Raw genomic sequence first — 15833 nt, 5'->3', positions numbered from 1 at the left:
GGTGCCTGCCACGCAGCTCGCGGTGCTCGGGCACCCCATCGCGCACTCGAAGTCGCCGGTCATTCACCGGGCCGCCTACCGTGAGCTCGGTCTTGACTGGCGCTACAGCGCGATTCGGTGCGCCGAGGCGTCGCTGCGTGCGCTGCTGGCGGGCCGCGGCCCCGAGTGGCGCGGCTTCTCGCTCACAATGCCGCTGAAGGACGAGGCCCACGCTCTCGCGCACACGCTCGATGCGTCGGCGCGCGAGAGCGGCGTCGCCAACACGCTGCTGCGCGTAGCGGGTGGCTGGGCCGCATTTAACACCGATGTCGAGGGCCTCGCCCGCGCGATCTCTCGGACGGGGCTCGACGCGACCCGCACGGTCGTGCTCGGCGCGGGCGCCACCGCGGGCTCCGCGGTGCTGGCGGCCCGCAGCCTCGGCGCCCGCCGGGTCACTGTTCTCGCGCGCCGGATCGAGGCCGCGCGCGCCCTCGCCGAGCGCTTTGACGGCGGTGCGGGGCCGGCAGGTTCGCTCACGGTCTCTGCGGGCGTGCTCACAGCAGATCACCCGGGTTCTGCTGGTGCTGCTGTTGCCGCGCCATTGGCGGGGGAGCCGCCCACCCTGGTGATCTCAACGCTGCCCGGGCACGGTGTCGACTGGTCCGAGCTGGCGGTGCCCGCGGGCAGCGCCCCCCTGTTCGACGTCGCTTACAACCCCTGGCCCTCTGCCGGCGCTCGAGTGTGGCGCGCCGCGGGCGGCGCTGCGCACAGCGGCATCGACATGCTCGTTGAACAAGCACTCATTCAGGTACGAATTTTTGTGCACGGGTCGCCCGACACGCCGTTGCCCAACGAAGATCGCGTGCTGGCTGCCATGCGTGAGGCCGCCGCGTAATCATACGGCGTCATCTGCGACGCCCTCGAATATGTTTGAGGGCGCCTGGTATGGGAAGATGGTCGGTATGCTGCGTTGGCTCACTGCCGGAGAATCTCACGGCCCAGAATTGATTGCTGTCCTCGAGGGCCTACCCGCGGGCGTGCCCGTTTCGCTTGACGAGATCCGTGCCGATCTCGCGCGGCGCAAGCTCGGGTATGGTCGCGGCTCGCGGATGAAGTTCGAACAAGACGAGCTGAACCTGTCGGGCGGTGTCGTGCAGGGTGTCTCGATCGGCGGCCCCGTCGCGATTCGCATCGGCAACACCGAGTGGCCCAAGTGGACCGAGGTGATGTCGGCTGAGAAGACAGAGCTGTCTGAAAAGAGCCGTGGCCGAGGCGCTCCGCTCACTCGGCCTCGCCCCGGTCACGCCGACCTTACGGGCATGCAGAAGTACGGCTTCAATGAGGCTCGCCCCGTGCTCGAGCGCGCGAGCGCACGCGAAACCGCCGCGCGCGTGGCGCTCGGCGCTGTTGCGCGCGCGTTCCTTGCTGAGCTCGGTATTCGCCTCGTCAGCCACACCGTGTCGATCGGTGACGTTGAAGCACCCGCGGGTACGGCTCTGCCGCGCCCCGAGGACGTGGCGACGCTTGATGCTGATCCGCTGCGCTGCTTTGATAAGGCCACGAGTGATCTCATGGTCGCCGAGGTTGACGACACGAAGAAGTCGGGTGACACGATCGGCGGTATCGTCGAGGTGCTCGCGTACGGCCTGCCCCCCGGGCTGGGTTCATACGTGCACTGGGACCGCCGCCTCGACTCGCGCCTCGCCGGGGCGCTTATGGGCATTCAGGCGATCAAGGGCGTCGAGGTGGGCGATGGCTTCGAGACCACGCGCCGCCGCGGCTCTGTGGCACACGACGAGTTGCACATCAACGACGGTCAGATTGCTCGCGAAACGGGTCGTGCTGGCGGCATCGAGGGGGGCATGACTACCGGTCAGGTGCTGCGCGTTCGTGCGGGCATGAAGCCGATCGCGACGGTGCCACACGCCCTGCCCACGATCGACACCGAAACCGGTGAAGAGGCGAAAGCTCACCACCAGCGCAGTGATGTCTCGGCAGTTCCCGCTGCTGGTGTCGTTGCTGAGGCGATGGTGGCGCTCGTGCTGGCAGACGCGGTCACCGAGAAGTTCGGGGGCGACAGCGTCAGCGAAACGCGCCGCAACCTCGAGTCTTATGTCGCGGCGATTCCTGAACGGCTTTCGACCGTCATCGAATCGTGATCGCGTCGCGGCGGGCCTGGCGTCAGGCGGGCCCGCCCAGCCAACAGCCCAAACCGGCGCCGCCCACGGCGCCGGTCACTCTGCCACGCGTGGCCGCTGCGGCCGCGGCTGCCCCAGCGGCAGATGCTGCGCCCCCGCGCGCGCCTCGCCCGCGGCGCAGGCGACGCAAGCGGGCGGCGCCACGGGCCGAGCACAGGGTGCTCGTGTTCGTTGGCCCTATGGCGGCGGGTAAAACGAGCCTCGGTAAGCGGGTTGCTCGAGAGCTCGGTGTGCCATTTGTCGACAGTGACGCCGTGTTTGTGCGCAGGCACGGCGCTATTACCGAGTTCTTTGCGGTGCACGGCGAGGCTGAGTTTCGCCGCATTGAGGCCGAGGTCATCGCAGAAGAGCTCGCAGCTGGCGGCGGAAAAGTGCTGGCGCTCGGCGGGGGAGCAGTGCTCACCGCTTCGACACGGGAGCTGCTCGCGGCTCACCCTGTCGTGCTGCTCATGACGACGCAAGAGGCCGTACTGCGCACCGCGAACCTGTCGCGAAGGCCACTCTTGCGCGATGACCCCAATGCCTGGGGCCGCATTCTTAAGGAGCGCAAGCCGCTCTACGACGAGGTGGCCGACGTTACTTACCGCACCGACCGTGCGACGAAGGAGCAGCTCGCCCGCCGCGTCGCCAGCTGGGCGCGATCCTATCGCGGCCGCCGCTAACTACTTTCCACTTCAGCATTGCATAGAAAAACGGGGTACCCCATGGACCAGGCCATCACCGAGATTCAGATCACCGGCGAGACGAACTACACCGTCTCTGTGGGGCGCGGTGTGCTTGAACGTGTGCCCGAGGCACTAGGGGATCGTGTCTCCAAGGTGCTCATTGTGCACACGCCCACCGTGGGCAAGGTGGCGTCTGAGCTGCGCGAGTCGCTGCAGGGCCGGTATGAGCAGGTGTTGCTGGCCGAGGTGCCCGATGCAGAATCGGCGAAGCGTATCGAAGTGGCGGCATTCTGCTGGCAGATCATGGGCCAGTCTGATTTCACTCGCACTGACGCCGTCATCGGTCTTGGCGGCGGCGCCGTCACCGATCTCGCAGGTTTTGTTGCGGCGACCTGGCTGCGCGGGGTGAAGCTGGTGCAGGTGCCCACGAGCGTGCTCGGCATGGTTGACGCCGCCGTGGGCGGCAAGACGGGCATCAACACGTCTGAGGGTAAGAACCTCGTCGGGGCGTTCTATGCCCCCGCCGCGGTACTCTGCGACCTTGACCTGCTCGCAACGCTGCCGCGCAACGAACTGCTGGCGGGCTTTGCCGAGGTCGCTAAGTGCGGCTTCATCGCAGAGCCCGAGATTCTCGATCTGATCGAGGCGAACGTGGCAGTAGCTACTGACCCATCGAGCCCCGAGTTTAAGCGGATCATTGAACTGGCGATCGGAGTGAAGGCGCGGGTCGTTTCTGAGGACTTCAAGGAGGGTGGCCTGCGCGAGATTCTCAACTACGGCCACACCCTGGGGCACGCCATCGAGCACGCAGAGCGTTACCAGTGGCGCCACGGTGTCGCGATCTCCATCGGCATGATGTACGCGGCAGAGCTCGGTCGCATGGCAGGCGCGCTCTCAGACGAAGCCGTCGAGCGTCACCGCCGGGTGCTCACGCTGCTCACGCTGCCGCTCACGTACCCGGGCGGCCGTTGGCCGAGCCTGCTCGCCGCTATGCAGCGCGATAAGAAGGCACGCGCCGGCATGCTGCGCTTTGTCGTGCTCGACGAGATCGGCAAGCCCCGCGTACTCGCGGGCGTCGACGACTCAGTACTGCAGTTCGCGTACCAAGAGATCTCGAGCTAACCTAACGCCCCCTGGGATGCGTTCGATCGTTGCGCCCAGGGGAGCCCGCCGCCGCGGGGCTAAAGCCCGCGGCGGCGGTACAACATCGTCGCGACCGCAAACGCGGCTACGAGTATGCCCGCACACCAGGCGAGCGCCACCCAAATCTCGGTGTCCACCGTGCCGGAGGTCAGGAGCCCGCGCACACTATTGACGATGGGCGTGACCGGCTGGTTTTCAGCGAACCAGCGCACCGGACCGGGCATCGTGTCCGCGGGCACGAACGCCGAGCTAATAAACGGGAGAAAAATCAGCGGGTAGGCGAATGCGCTGGCGCCGTCGATGGTCTTCGCAGTGAGGCCGGGGATCACCGCGAGCCAGGTGAGCGCGAGGGTGAAGAGCCCGAGGATTCCCGCGACGGCGAGCCAATCAGGTAGGGAAGCGCTCGATCGGAAGCCCATGATCAACGCGACTCCCACGACCACCGTGAGTGCGATCGCGTTGGCCACGAGCGAGGTGAGTACGTGCGCCCAGAGTACTGCGGAGCGGGCCACGGGCATCGACTGGAATCGCTCGAGGATGCCTGACTGCAGGTCGGTGAAGAGCCGAAACGCCGTGTACGAGATGCCCGAGGCGATCGTGATGAGCAAGATGCCGGGCAGGAGGTAGCTGACGTAGGGGCCCTCGTAGCTGCCGGTGTTGATCGCGCCTCCCAGTACGTACACGAACAGGAGCAGCATCGCGATCGGCGTGATGGCTGTCGTGATGATGGTGTCGGGGCTGCGGAACACGTGCTTGAGTGAGCGGCCAGTTAGCGTGGCCGTGTCACCCAGAATGTGGTTCGTCATGATCGTTCTCCTCGTGAGAGGTGTCGGGGTGGGGGCTCGTCGTGACCGCCAGGTAGATCTCTTCGAGTGTGGGCTGCTGCTCGACGTACCGCTTCTGAGCCTGGGGCAACAGTCGCTTCAGCTCGGGCAATGTACCCGAGGTGATGATGCGGCCAGTGTGCAGGATCGCGATGCGATCGGCCAGGTGCTCCGCCTCGTCGAGGTACTGCGTCGTGAGGAGTACGGTCGTGCCGTGGGTCGACAGTGCATTGATCGTGGCCCACACGGAGCGCCGGGCCTCGGGGTCGAGGCCCGTGGTGGGCTCGTCGAGGAAGATCACTGGTGGGTTGCCAACGAGGCCGAGGGCGATGTCGAGGCGGCGGCGCATGCCACCCGAGTAGGTAGCGACTTTGCGGTGGGCGGCCTCGGTGAGAGTGAACTCTTCGAGTAACCGGTCGGCCACGTCTCGCGGTTGCGCGAGGTGGCGTAACCGAGCCATGAGCACAAGGTTCTCGCGCGCAGTCAGGGCGTCATCGACGGCTGCAAACTGGCCGGTCAGACTGATGAGGGAACGGACCCGGGCGGGGGAGCCCGTCACATCGTGCCCCAGTACCTCCGCAGTGCCCGCGTCGGGGGAGGTGAGGGTCGATAGGATGCGCACGACCGTGGTCTTACCCGCACCATTTGCGCCGAGGAGTGCGAAGATCTCTCCGCGCTGCACCTCAAAGTCCACACCCCGAAGCACTTCGACCTTGCCGAACGACTTCTGTAACCCGACGAGCCTGAGTGCGGGGGTCGACGTCAATTGCGCGTTCATTGGGGTGGCTCACTCTCGCGCTGTTCGCTCGCCTCTGCTCGCTCAATAGCGGCCGTGAGGCGGGCACGTTCCTTGCTGATCCAGCGGGCCTCCGCGTAGTTTTCGAGGAAGGCCTCGACGAACTCCACGGGATCCTCGCCTACGATCTGCCGCACGGGGAGTCCGTCTGCCGCGCTCGTCTCAAACAGTGCGAGCAAATCCTCCAACATCTGGATCAGCACCTCACCCGAGGAGATCGCGCCGAAATAATTGAGGTATCGCTCGATCGCGGTGATGGCTTCGAGCGAGGGGGCCGGCAGTGCCGCCTTGCGCGCCTGGTATTGCCGGTATTGCTTCTTCTGTTCGAGGGATCCCGTGACCTTCTCGATCCAATTGGTAGCCATTGTGTTACTTCCCTTCGTGAACTTCGTCGTACAGTGCTTCGATGCGGCCCGACAGGGCACGCCAGGTGTCCCAGAACTCCGCGAGCTGAGCGCGGCCGAGGTGGTTGAGGCTGTACACCTTGCGGGGAGGGCCCTTCTCTGAAGGCACCTTCTTGACGTCGACGAGCCTTCTCTTTTCGATCCGAATGAGCAGCGCGTACACCGTGCCCTCGGCGATATCAGCGAAGCCCTGCTCACGTAACCGCGCAGTGATGTCATACCCGTGGGCGGGCCCCGAGCGTAAAGTTGCCAGCACGATTCCCTCAAGCGTGCCCTTGAGCATCTCGGTCATTTGCTTACTCATACCAGCCCATTCTCACTACTTAGCAGTGTTAAATACCAGTACATAGTAACGCTGGGTACCAGTCTTACGCAAGGGTGCTTTGGTTCCACAAAATGGCGCGCCAAAACCGGGCACCCCGGAGTGGAGCGCCCGGCCTGTGCGGCGGCGGGTCCTAGCTGATCCGGAACCCCTGGCCAGAGATGATGAGCGCGAGCACCCTGCGATCCTCGGCGTGCATCACGCCCTCGACGAAGCGCGACAGTGCGTGGTCGAGGGTGATGGAGCCGGCGCTTGCGGCGACCTTGTGCAGAATCGCGACGAGCGTGCGCGGCGCGAGTACGGTTTCCTCGAGCCCGGGGCGGCCATCGATGTCGCGCTCTGTCGAGACGTAGTCGCCGAAGCCCTCACCGTGCGCGCCCGCAAAGACCTGCTGGCTGACAAACGCGGCGCGGGCCGCGCGCGTGAGTTCATCGGGCGTGATGTGGTGTGGCAGCTCGCCGCGGGCATCGACCACAGCCGCGGCGGCGAGCAGCGCGTTCTCGCGCGGAAACTCGTCATAGCTGCGCCCCGCGTCGGGGTAGTGCACCCGGTAACTCCCAGCTCCAAACCGGTTGACGAGCTCGGCGCTCAAGCGATCAAGCCCGCGATACCGGTGGGGTGTCTGCTCGTTTGCGGTCGCGAGGATCGCAAAGCCCGGCGCAATCGTCACAGGCCGCCCCGCATTCTCCTGTACGTGCAGGGTGTCGCCCGGCCGCAGCTGCAGAATGCGGTTGAGCCGCTTCAGAAACTCCGCGGGCATCGCGTTCACCTCGTCGAGAATCACGGGCCGTCCTTCGACCATCGCACGCAAAAGTGGCCCCGGCGCAAACTCGGTGACGGTTGCCCCGCCCTCTGCGCGCAGCTCGTGTGACCCGATCAGCTGCGCACTCGTGATGTCTCCGTAGCCCGACACGAGCTCGGGCTCGCGCCCGGTCGCCGCGGTCGCCAGATGCTCGGCGAGCGCGGTTTTAGCGCCGCCGGTCTCACCCAAGAGCAGCACGGGCTCACCCCGCAGCAGCGCGGGCGTTGCCTCTGCAATGATGCCGCGCATCTGTGCGGTGCGCAGCAGCCCCTCACGCAGCTGCGTGCGCGCTTCACGCAACCGCATCGTCCCCACCGCCGCAAGCACCTGGTCACGAATGCCGTCACGCACGTCGCCCGTATCGAGCCCGCTCGTCGGGGCGAGCGCTTCAACCCCGAGCGCTTCAACCCCGCGCGCTGTCACCTCACGCAAGCTTGCCACGCGCGACCGCTCTCGCGTCGTGAGCGCACGCCCGCTCCGGATCGCGCGCGCCACAATCGCCTCGGCGGCTTCGGCGCGCGCGCGATCATCTAGCTCGGCCCGCCGCAACTGCACCGCGTATCTGAGGGTCGCGGCACGCCTGGTGAGCGCACGGCTCACGAGCGCCGCCGTCGCATCGTCTCGCAGCAGCTCCGCGACCTGCGCGTTGATCTCGGCAAGATCTGCCCGGTGTTCTGCCTCTCGCGCCACCCAGGCATCATCAGCGCCGCCAGGACGAGGAGCGTCGGCGGTGTCACTGACTTCTGCGCCATAGCGAGCGCCGTCGCACCGCAGCGCGAGCCGCACCGCGCGAGCTTCACGCTGCAGGTAACGCAGCTGCGCGAGCACCGGGTGCGACAGTGTGTCGTGCGAGAACAGCGTGTCGTGCTCGAACTCTTCGAGTCGCAGAGCGTCCTGCGTCTGAGTCTCGTGCGCTGAGGGGCCGTGTGCGTCAAAGCTCTGCATGCTCGCCACGTTAGCACCGGCCCGGCGTGCACCCGGGCGAACACCCGGCAGCGCGACGCGCTGGCTGTCGCAGGAGCCCGATAGTGTGAGAAGTATGAGCGGTCGAACGGACGAACAGGCAGCGAGCGATGCGCTGCGAGGGGTCGCCGCGATCGTGGGCATACCGGTGACGGTCACAGACGGCGACGAGTGGCAGCTCGATGAGCGCGGGCTGCGCGCGGGGCTTGGATGGTACACCGTGCGTGGCCACAGCCCGGCAGAGGCTGCCGCCCTCGCGCTCTTGCAGCTCTGGGAGGGCGTGCGTGGCGTTCGCCTCGCCCCCGAGCGTGCTGCCCGGTCACAGCTACTCACTGCGGCCAGGCCAGAGCTTGCGCCGCTCGTGACCGCCATCGGGCGTGCGCAGGCCGCTGCCGAGGTCATCGCCGTGTTTCCGGGCATGCGCGGGCCGCTGATCGCCGCCCTCCGTCGAGGCATACCCCGTGATCTCGCCCCCAACCCGCTGGGCGACCAACTGCTCGCGCTCGTGCTGAGCTGCGGGTTCGGTGACCATGCTGGCCAGTACTTCACGGGCGTCGCTGCCGAGGTGCAGCGAGAATGGCAGCTCGCCTCGCACTTCGGTGGAGCCGCGGGCCTGGCTGTACAGCGGGTGCTGTGGCCGGATCCGGAGCGGGCGGCCCTTGAGCGATTTGAGCGGGCGCTCGCGCTGCTCACCCCCGGGTACGAGCGCTTGCTGGCCTTGGCGCGTGCCGGGCTCGGATCAGACGGCGCCGCGGCCCCACCCCACGAGGGTGGGGCCGCGAGCGATGATTCGGGGGCCGCAGCCGACAACGCTGCGGCCGAGCCAGACGCTACGAACGAGGGAGAATCGGGGGACGACGCGGCGCGAGACCAGGGCGCGACCGCCGACGAGCCGCCAGCTCATGCCCGCCCGGGCGGCGGCGATATCGCCGAGGGCGCAGACCTGTTTCAGGCTGAACAAGCGGGCGATGTGACCCAGTTTCTCGATACGCCGCTGCCCGCCGAGGGCGCGCTCACCGCGGCGTTTGCGGCGCTCGAAGCCGAAGCGGGCGACAGCGACGGGAGCGACGTGCGCGCCGGCGCAGGCGGCAGCCTGGGCGTGCGGGGCAGCGACTATGAGGCCCGCACGAGCGCGCTCGCGTCAAGCATCGAAGACATGCGGGGCGTGTGGCACGAGGTCACCGCTGAGCGTGTCGCCAGCGTAGCGGCCCTCGGCAGGACTCCGCAGGCCGAGGGTGAGACGCTCGATACCCGCGCGCTCGCAACTGGGCTCGCTGCTGTGCGCGCCGGCGTCTCCCACCCACGAGTGTTTCTGCAGCGTGAGCACCACACGCGCCGCACTCACCGCGCTGGCAACACCGACTATGTGCTGCTGATCGATCGCTCGTCGTCGATGCAGGGGCGGCCAGCGCGCGCCGCGGCAGACGCCGCCATCGTGATGCTCGAGGGACTCGCCGCGGCCGCACGCGACATCGCGCAGGCAGAGGCCACGAGCGGGCTCGATCTCGAGCTGCAGCTGCGCACCGCGCTGATCGTGTTCGACGCGCGCGCCCACGTGGTGAAATCGCTCTCGGCAGGTGTGAGCGACGACGTGCGCCACAGATTACTCGCGGCCGTTTCGGCGCCCCAGGGGTCAACCAACGACGCCGCGGCGCTCGATGCTGCGGCGGCTCAGCTGCGGGGAGGCAGCAGCGGCAACGGTGCAGGCGGGGCCTGGGCTGGGAGCGCTCTGGGCGCGAAGCAGCGACGCCGGATCGCGTTTGTGCTCAGCGACGGCGGAACGAACGACCCGGTCGCGGCCGCCCACGCACTGCGCAGGCTGCGCGCGCTGGGCACCACTGTGTTTGGCATTGGGCTCGGCAGCGACGACCTGCGTGAGCGGTACGCTCCGCACGGTGCGCGCATCGATAAGCCCGAACTGCTCGCGACAGCGGTGAGCGATCTGATTGCGCGCCACCTGCCCTGGGCATGACGGCAGGCACCAGCGCAAGCACAAACGCAGGCGTAAACGTGGGCTACGGTAACAGCGTGGGGCGCACGAGAAGAAGGCACAGAAGAGAGTCGAGACATCATGCATGACGAGCAGCAGTACGAACGGCAGCGCACGGCGCTTATGCGCGGTCTGTTTCCGGTGCTCGCGCGTGACCTCGATGCGGTGTTCGATGCGCCCCGTCACGGGGGGCCCGGCGAGACGGGAGCGGCAGCAGACTTTGAAACGCAGCTGGGAGCCGAGGTGCATCAGTTTCAGCAGCGGCATGCCGCACTCGCCTGGCACAGCGTCACCGATACTGGTGCACGCACGCAAGTTCTAGACGCGTTCAAGGCCGCACGCGAGGCGCTGCGCGGCAGCAGTATCGAGCTGCCCGCCCCAGAGTCGTTTGCGGCGCTCGTCAGCTTCGATCGCGTCACCGAACTGCTGGGGGCAGACGCCGAGGCCGGTGCTGGGATGGCCGTGGTGCCAGCGCCGCACGGCCTCGGCATCGAGGGCTGGCGAGACCTGTTTCGGCTCGTCGCGCAGCGACAGCCGCACAGGCTCAACCCGAGCGAGCCGCTCATCGTTTCCTCTGAAGCAGAGCGAGAGTTCGAGCGGCTCGACGGGGTGTGCGCTGTCGGCGCCGAAGGTCTCACAGCTGTGGCTGGCACCGCCGGGCCTGATTCAGGTGTGCAGTGGAGCCTGCGGCTCGTACCTGCGGCACCCGCACCGGCGCTGCTCGGACTGAACTTTGAGCACGGGCCGCATGTGACGTTGCCCGAGATGCTCATGCTGCAGCTCATGCGCATTACGACGGGTGACGAGCCCCTCGACCAGGCGAGTTTCACTTGGATCGCGGGTGAACTCGCGGCAGGCAAGCTGGCGGCCCGTCACGTGTACGACGTCGCAGACCGTGCGGTGCGAGTGAGCTGCCGCGAGATCGGCAATCAGGGCCCGCACCTTGGTGCGCGTACACCGGTAGCGCTCGTCTAACTCACTGTTGTTACAGACTGTAAGCAAACAGTGTGTAACGACACTCGCGACTACCAGGCACTCACGGCTTCATCGCGCAGCGACGGCAAACGGGTTTGCTGGCCCCACGCGAGAATTTCTTGTGGCACGACGAGCTCTTCTGGGCGAGCACCCGCCTTCTCGATGACTTCATTCACCGGCACGACGCCACCCGTGCGTCGCAGAATGCGGGCGCGCACAATTGCGCGCGCGTAGACCTCGGGGCGCCGCTTCGCGTCGGGGCGCACGAAGCGCTGCTCCATGTACACGGCCTGCTCATCGAAGCCGAGGATCTTCGATTCGATCCAAAACCGCTGCCACGGGTTCAGTGATTTGCGATACGAGATGGTCTGCCCAACGACCACCGGATACCAGCCCTCACGGCGAAACAGCTCCATGACGCCGTTGCGCTGAATGAGGTCGAAGCGCGCCACGTCCATGATCGAGAGGTACTTGCCGTTATTGAGGTGATTCAGCAGGTCCAGGTCCGTCGGCCACACGCGAAACCGCGACCTCCCCACCGCAGTGAAGCCAAGCTTCGACCCTCGCCTGCCTACGAACAAGAAGTGCCAGAGGGTGCGAAAGAACATGTGCATGGCCGGGAGTTTAGTCGGTGTGAGGGCTCGCAGCCAGATTGTGCAAGACGGGCGTATACTTGATCGGCGCTGAATTCGCGCTCGAACCTTATAGAACCCGGAGAAACCCGCATGGCAACCTCGAACGACATCAAGAACGGCACCGTCATCAAGGAGGCCGGCCAGCTCTGGAGCGTGGTCGAGTTTCAGCACGTGAAGCCCGGCAAGGGTGGCGCCTTTGTGCGCACCAAGCAGAAGAACGTGGTCTCGGGCAAGATCATCGATAAGACCTACAACGCTGGCGCAAAGATCGAAACCGCCAACGTCGATCGCCGCGATTTCCAGTACCTGTACCAGGACGGTGCAGACTTCGTGTTCATGGACCAGTCTGACTACGATCAGATCACCGTTTCGGGCACCGTCGTGGGCGATGCCTCGAAGTACATGCTCGAGAACCAGAAGGTGCAGATCGCACTGCACGAGGGCGAGCCCCTCTATGTCGAGATGCCGGCCTCGGTCGTGCTCGAGGTCACCTACACTGAGCCGGGCCTGCAGGGCGACCGCTCCACCGGTGGCACCAAGCCCGCGACGGTCGAAACCGGCGCTGAGATCCAGGTACCCCTCTTCCTCAACACCGGCACCAAGGTCAAGGTCGATACCCGCACGGGTGACTACCTCGGCCGCGTCAACGACTAAGCCCGGTGTCAGCACGTACCAAGGCGCGCAAGCGCGCCCTTGACATGCTTTTTCAGGCCGATGTGCGCGCGGAGCCCATCGCCCTGATCGTCGCGGCCGAATCGAAGCGCGCCGCCAGCGAGCCGGATCGTGCGGCCTCCTGGCTGTACGCGCGTGAGATCGTTGACGGCGTCACCGATCACCGCGAAGAAATTGACGAGCTGATCGTGAGCTATGCGCAGGGCTGGGCCCTCGACCGCATGCCGCACGTCGACCGTTCGCTTTTGCGTATCGCATCGTGGGAGATCCTCTTCAACGACGAGGTACCCGCCGCCGTCGCTATTGACGAGGCGATCGAGCTGGCCAAGGAGTACTCGACAGAGGACTCGAGCCGGTTCGTGAACGGTGTACTCGGCAAGATCGCCGATCACGGCCAGAAGTAACACGGCAATACCGCATTGAAACGGGCACGTGGCGCATGAGCGCGGCGTGCCCGTTTCAATGCGACTCCATCCTGCGCTAAGATGGCAGGGTTATAGCTTTTCTTTAAGAGTCGTCCAGTGAGGCGAAGAAGGGGGGCTCGAATAATGGGTACGCGAACTGTGCTAGAAAGCGCTGATATCTCGCGCGCGCTGACTCGAATCTCGCACGAAATCATTGAGGCCAACAAGGGTGTTGAGGGCCTCGTTCTCGTGGGTATCCCCACGCGGGGCAGCCTGTTGGCGCAGCGCATCGCCGCCACGATCTCCCGCATCTCTGGCACTGAGATTCCTGCCTGCAGCCTCGACGTGACGATGTACCGCGACGACCTTGCGAGTAAGCCCACGCTCACCCCGCAACCGACTGACATGCCCGTCGCTGGAATCGATGACGCCACGGTCGTGCTGGTCGACGACGTGCTCTACTCGGGTCGCACCGTACGCGCTGCTCTCGATGCGCTGCGCGACCATGGCCGCCCGCGCGCCGTGCGCCTTGCTGCACTCATCGACCGGGGCCACCGCGAGTTGCCCATTCGCGCCGACTACATCGGCAAGAACCTGCCGAGTGCCAAGCACGAGCGCATCTCGGTGCGTCTGACCGGGCACGACGGCATCGACGAAGTCACGATCTCTTCGGGTGACGCACAGGCCACGGAGGCAACAGCGTGAGGCACCTGCTCGACACCCGTACGCTCAGCCGTGACGACGCGATTCTCATCCTCGATACGGCCGAAGACATGTCGGCCACTCAGCAGCGCGAGGTGAAGAAGCTGCCCACGCTGCGTGGCAAGTCGGTCGTCAACCTGTTTTTCGAGGACTCAACCCGCACCCGCATCTCGTTTGAAGCCGCCGCAAAGCGCCTCAGCGCCGATGTCATTAACTTCAGCGCCAAGGGGTCGTCGGTATCGAAGGGTGAAAGCCTCAAAGATACTGCCCAAACCCTCCAGGCGATCGGCGCAGATGGCGTCGTGATCCGGCACCCAGCCTCTGGCGCCCCGGCCCGCCTCGCGAGCAGCGAGTGGATTGATGCCGGCGTTTTGAACGCTGGTGACGGTACGCACGAACATCCCACGCAGGCGCTGCTCGACGCTTTCACGATGCGCCGCCGCATTCACGGCGACGCAAGCCGCGGCCGCGGACTCGACGGTGTCTCAGTCGTGATCGTGGGCGATATTGCGCACTCGCGCGTGGCTCGCTCGAACCTGTGGCTGCTGCGTACTCTGGGCGCGCGCGTGAGCTTCGTGGCCCCTGAGACGCTGCTACCTTTCGGTGCGCGCGGCTGGCCCGTCGAGATTTATCACTCGCTCGATGAGGCGCTGCGCGTCGAACAGCCCGACGTCGTCATGATGCTGCGCATTCAAACCGAACGCATGCACGCCGCGTTTTTCCCGAACGAACGCGAGTACGCTCGCAACTGGGGCCTCGATAACGCACGGCTCGCGCGGCTCACCGAGCGCGCCATCGTGATGCATCCCGGCCCCATGAACCGCGGGCTTGAAATATCTTCTGCCGCCGCCGATTCGCCGCGCTCGACCGTGCTCGAGCAGGTCGCCAACGGTGTATCGGTGCGCATGGCCGCCCTGTATCTACTTCTTTCTGGAGAGCGAGGAACCGCCGCATGAGCGCTGCAGCACCTACCAACCCCGACCTGTTGATTCGCGGTGTGCGCATCGCCGCAGACCTCACGAACCGCCAGGCAGGTGACACCGCGCCCGAGGGCGAGGCGGTCGACCTGCGCATCGTAGACGGTGTCATCGCAGAGCGCGGCGCAAACCTTGCTGGCCGCGGCGAACGTGAGATCGACGCGGCGGGTCTCGTCGCCATGACGGGCCTTGTCGACCTGCACACGCACCTGCGCGAGCCCGGGTTCGAGCAGTCAGAGACGGTTCTCACCGGATCACGGGCCGCGGCCGCCGGCGGGTTCACGACCGTGTTTGCCATGGCCAATACGCTGCCCGTGCAAGACACCGCCGGTGTCGTCGAGCAGGTGCAGGCCCTCGGTGACGCCGCGGGCTACGCGACAGTGCGGCCTATTGGCGCCGTCACCGAAGATCTTGCGGGAGCAAAGCTCTCCGAAATCGGCGCCATGGCACAGTCGCGTGCTGCAGTGCGCGTCTTTTCTGACGACGGCAAGTGCGTGCACGACGCGCTGCTGATGCGTCGTGCGCTCGAGTACGTGAAGACCTTCGACGGTGTCGTAGCGCAGCACGCACAAGACCCGCGGCTCACCGAAGATGCGCAGATGAACGAGGGCGCACTCTCGAGCGAGCTCGGGCTTAAGGGCTGGCCCGCCGTCGCCGAGGAATCGATCATCGCGCGCGACGTGCTGCTCGCCGAGCACACCGGCTCCAGGCTGCACATCTGCCACCTCTCGACCGCCGGTTCGGTTGAGGTTGTGCGCTGGGCGAAGGCCCGCGGCATCGACGTTACGGCTGAGGTCACGCCGCACCACCTGATCCTCACCGAGGACCTTGCTCGGAGCTACGACCCGCGTTACAAAGTCAACCCGCCGCTGCGGCGTGAGGAAGACGTGCACGCACTGCGCCGCGCGGTCGCCGAGGGTGTCATCGACATCGTCGCGACCGACCACGCGCCGCACCCCACCGAAGCGAAGGAGTGCGAGTGGGCCGCGGCCGCATTCGGCATGGTTGGCCTGGAGTCGGCCCTGCCGATCGCACTGCTCACCCTGGTGCGTGAGGGGCACGCGAGCTTCGCTGAGATTGAGCAGCTGCTGTCGCAGCGCCCCGCTCAGATCGGCCGCCTCGAGGGGCACCCGACCGCGCTCGAAGTGGGTCAGCCCGCCGACCTCGTACTCTTCGACCCCGCGGGCGCGAGCGAGTTCGACGTCGCGCGCCTCGAGGGGCTCAGCGTGAACTCACCGTTCCTCGGCATGCAGCTACCCGGTCGGGTCGCCTACACGGTGCGTCGCGGCTACGTGACGCTCGATGCGGGCGAGCTCGTCGCGCCCGAGCAGGTGTCGCAGGCCGCTCGGGCCGCCGGGGCGGTGCAGGCGTGAGCCGCTTAG

Annotated in this window: 17 protein-coding genes; 11 read left to right on the top strand and 6 right to left on the bottom strand. The window is 66.4% G+C overall.

Annotated features, from left to right (window positions below):
* Position 1: 1 nt before the first annotated feature.
* The 4 genes from ACXR2W_RS09240 to aroB all read left to right on the top strand — a co-directional run bounded on the left by ACXR2W_RS09240 (position 2) and on the right by aroB (position 3964).
* A complete protein-coding gene (locus ACXR2W_RS09240) occupies positions 2 to 874 on the top strand; it encodes a shikimate dehydrogenase family protein (RefSeq protein WP_458812850.1) in 873 nt (290 codons plus the stop codon).
* Positions 875 to 941: 67 nt separating this feature from the next.
* Complete coding sequence (gene aroC / locus ACXR2W_RS09235) at positions 942 to 2138, top strand: chorismate synthase (protein ID WP_458812848.1); 1197 nt, start codon at positions 942 to 944, stop codon at positions 2136 to 2138.
* Between the two features lie 89 nt (positions 2139 to 2227).
* On the top strand, positions 2228 to 2839 hold the full coding sequence (locus ACXR2W_RS09230) for a shikimate kinase (protein WP_458812846.1): 612 nt from the start codon (positions 2228 to 2230) through the stop codon (positions 2837 to 2839).
* Between the two features lie 42 nt (positions 2840 to 2881).
* Positions 2882 to 3964, top strand: coding sequence for a 3-dehydroquinate synthase (aroB, locus tag ACXR2W_RS09225; RefSeq protein ID WP_458812844.1), 1083 nt, complete (start codon positions 2882 to 2884; stop codon positions 3962 to 3964).
* A gap of 59 nt (positions 3965 to 4023) precedes the next feature.
* On the opposite strand, the gene ACXR2W_RS09220 is transcribed toward aroB, so the two are convergent.
* The 5 genes from ACXR2W_RS09220 to ACXR2W_RS09200 all read right to left on the bottom strand — a co-directional run bounded on the left by ACXR2W_RS09220 (position 4024) and on the right by ACXR2W_RS09200 (position 8078).
* On the bottom strand, positions 4024 to 4791 hold the full coding sequence (locus tag ACXR2W_RS09220; protein WP_458812842.1) for an ABC transporter permease: 768 nt from the start codon (positions 4789 to 4791) through the stop codon (positions 4024 to 4026).
* Complete coding sequence (locus tag ACXR2W_RS09215; RefSeq protein WP_458812840.1) at positions 4769 to 5587, bottom strand: ABC transporter ATP-binding protein; 819 nt, start codon at positions 5585 to 5587, stop codon at positions 4769 to 4771. The genes ACXR2W_RS09220 and ACXR2W_RS09215 overlap by 23 nt, the downstream gene beginning before the upstream one ends.
* Positions 5584 to 5970 (bottom strand): DUF1048 domain-containing protein, encoded by a 387-nt coding sequence (locus tag ACXR2W_RS09210; protein ID WP_458812838.1) that lies wholly within the window; start codon positions 5968 to 5970, stop codon positions 5584 to 5586. Before ACXR2W_RS09210 ends, ACXR2W_RS09215 begins: the two co-directional genes overlap by 4 nt.
* Positions 5971 to 5974: 4 nt before the next feature.
* Positions 5975 to 6313 carry a PadR family transcriptional regulator gene (locus ACXR2W_RS09205; protein ID WP_458812836.1) on the bottom strand — a complete coding sequence of 113 codons (339 nt, stop codon included), beginning with the start codon at positions 6311 to 6313 and terminating at the stop codon, positions 5975 to 5977.
* A 151-nt stretch (positions 6314 to 6464) separates the two neighbouring features.
* The gene (locus ACXR2W_RS09200; protein ID WP_458812834.1) at positions 6465 to 8078 is read right to left on the bottom strand and encodes an AAA family ATPase; all 1614 of its coding nucleotides are present in this window, start codon (positions 8076 to 8078) and stop codon (positions 6465 to 6467) included.
* A 94-nt stretch (positions 8079 to 8172) separates the two neighbouring features.
* Between ACXR2W_RS09200 and ACXR2W_RS09195 the strand changes: the two genes are divergently transcribed.
* Positions 8173 to 10068 (top strand): vWA domain-containing protein, encoded by a 1896-nt coding sequence (locus ACXR2W_RS09195; protein WP_458812832.1) that lies wholly within the window; start codon positions 8173 to 8175, stop codon positions 10066 to 10068.
* 99 nt (positions 10069 to 10167) lie between these two features.
* On the top strand, positions 10168 to 11061 hold the full coding sequence (locus ACXR2W_RS09190; protein WP_458812830.1) for a hypothetical protein: 894 nt from the start codon (positions 10168 to 10170) through the stop codon (positions 11059 to 11061).
* A gap of 50 nt (positions 11062 to 11111) precedes the next feature.
* On the opposite strand, the gene ACXR2W_RS09185 is transcribed toward ACXR2W_RS09190, so the two are convergent.
* On the bottom strand, positions 11112 to 11675 hold the full coding sequence (locus ACXR2W_RS09185) for a thioesterase family protein (RefSeq protein WP_458812828.1): 564 nt from the start codon (positions 11673 to 11675) through the stop codon (positions 11112 to 11114).
* Between the two features lie 111 nt (positions 11676 to 11786).
* Between ACXR2W_RS09185 and efp the strand changes: the two genes are divergently transcribed.
* The 5 genes from efp to ACXR2W_RS09160 all read left to right on the top strand — a co-directional run bounded on the left by efp (position 11787) and on the right by ACXR2W_RS09160 (position 15824).
* Positions 11787 to 12350, top strand: a complete 564-nt coding sequence (gene efp, locus ACXR2W_RS09180; RefSeq protein WP_458812826.1) for an elongation factor P — start codon at positions 11787 to 11789, stop codon at positions 12348 to 12350.
* Positions 12351 to 12355: 5 nt separating this feature from the next.
* Positions 12356 to 12772, top strand: coding sequence for a transcription antitermination factor NusB (nusB, locus tag ACXR2W_RS09175; RefSeq protein ID WP_458812824.1), 417 nt, complete (start codon positions 12356 to 12358; stop codon positions 12770 to 12772).
* A 144-nt stretch (positions 12773 to 12916) separates the two neighbouring features.
* Positions 12917 to 13477, top strand: coding sequence for a bifunctional pyr operon transcriptional regulator/uracil phosphoribosyltransferase PyrR (gene pyrR / locus ACXR2W_RS09170; protein ID WP_458812822.1), 561 nt, complete (start codon positions 12917 to 12919; stop codon positions 13475 to 13477).
* Positions 13474 to 14430 (top strand): aspartate carbamoyltransferase catalytic subunit, encoded by a 957-nt coding sequence (locus tag ACXR2W_RS09165; protein ID WP_458812821.1) that lies wholly within the window; start codon positions 13474 to 13476, stop codon positions 14428 to 14430. Before pyrR ends, ACXR2W_RS09165 begins: the two co-directional genes overlap by 4 nt.
* Positions 14427 to 15824: a dihydroorotase gene (locus ACXR2W_RS09160; protein ID WP_458812819.1), complete on the top strand. Its 1398-nt coding sequence runs from the start codon at positions 14427 to 14429 to the stop codon at positions 15822 to 15824. Before ACXR2W_RS09165 ends, ACXR2W_RS09160 begins: the two co-directional genes overlap by 4 nt.
* The last annotated feature ends 9 nt before the right edge of the window (positions 15825 to 15833 follow it).

The sequence above is a fragment of the Leucobacter faecis genome, assembly GCF_054456695.2.
Note: the sequence above shows the minus strand (reverse complement) of the source record. Positions and strands in the feature narration are given on the sequence as shown.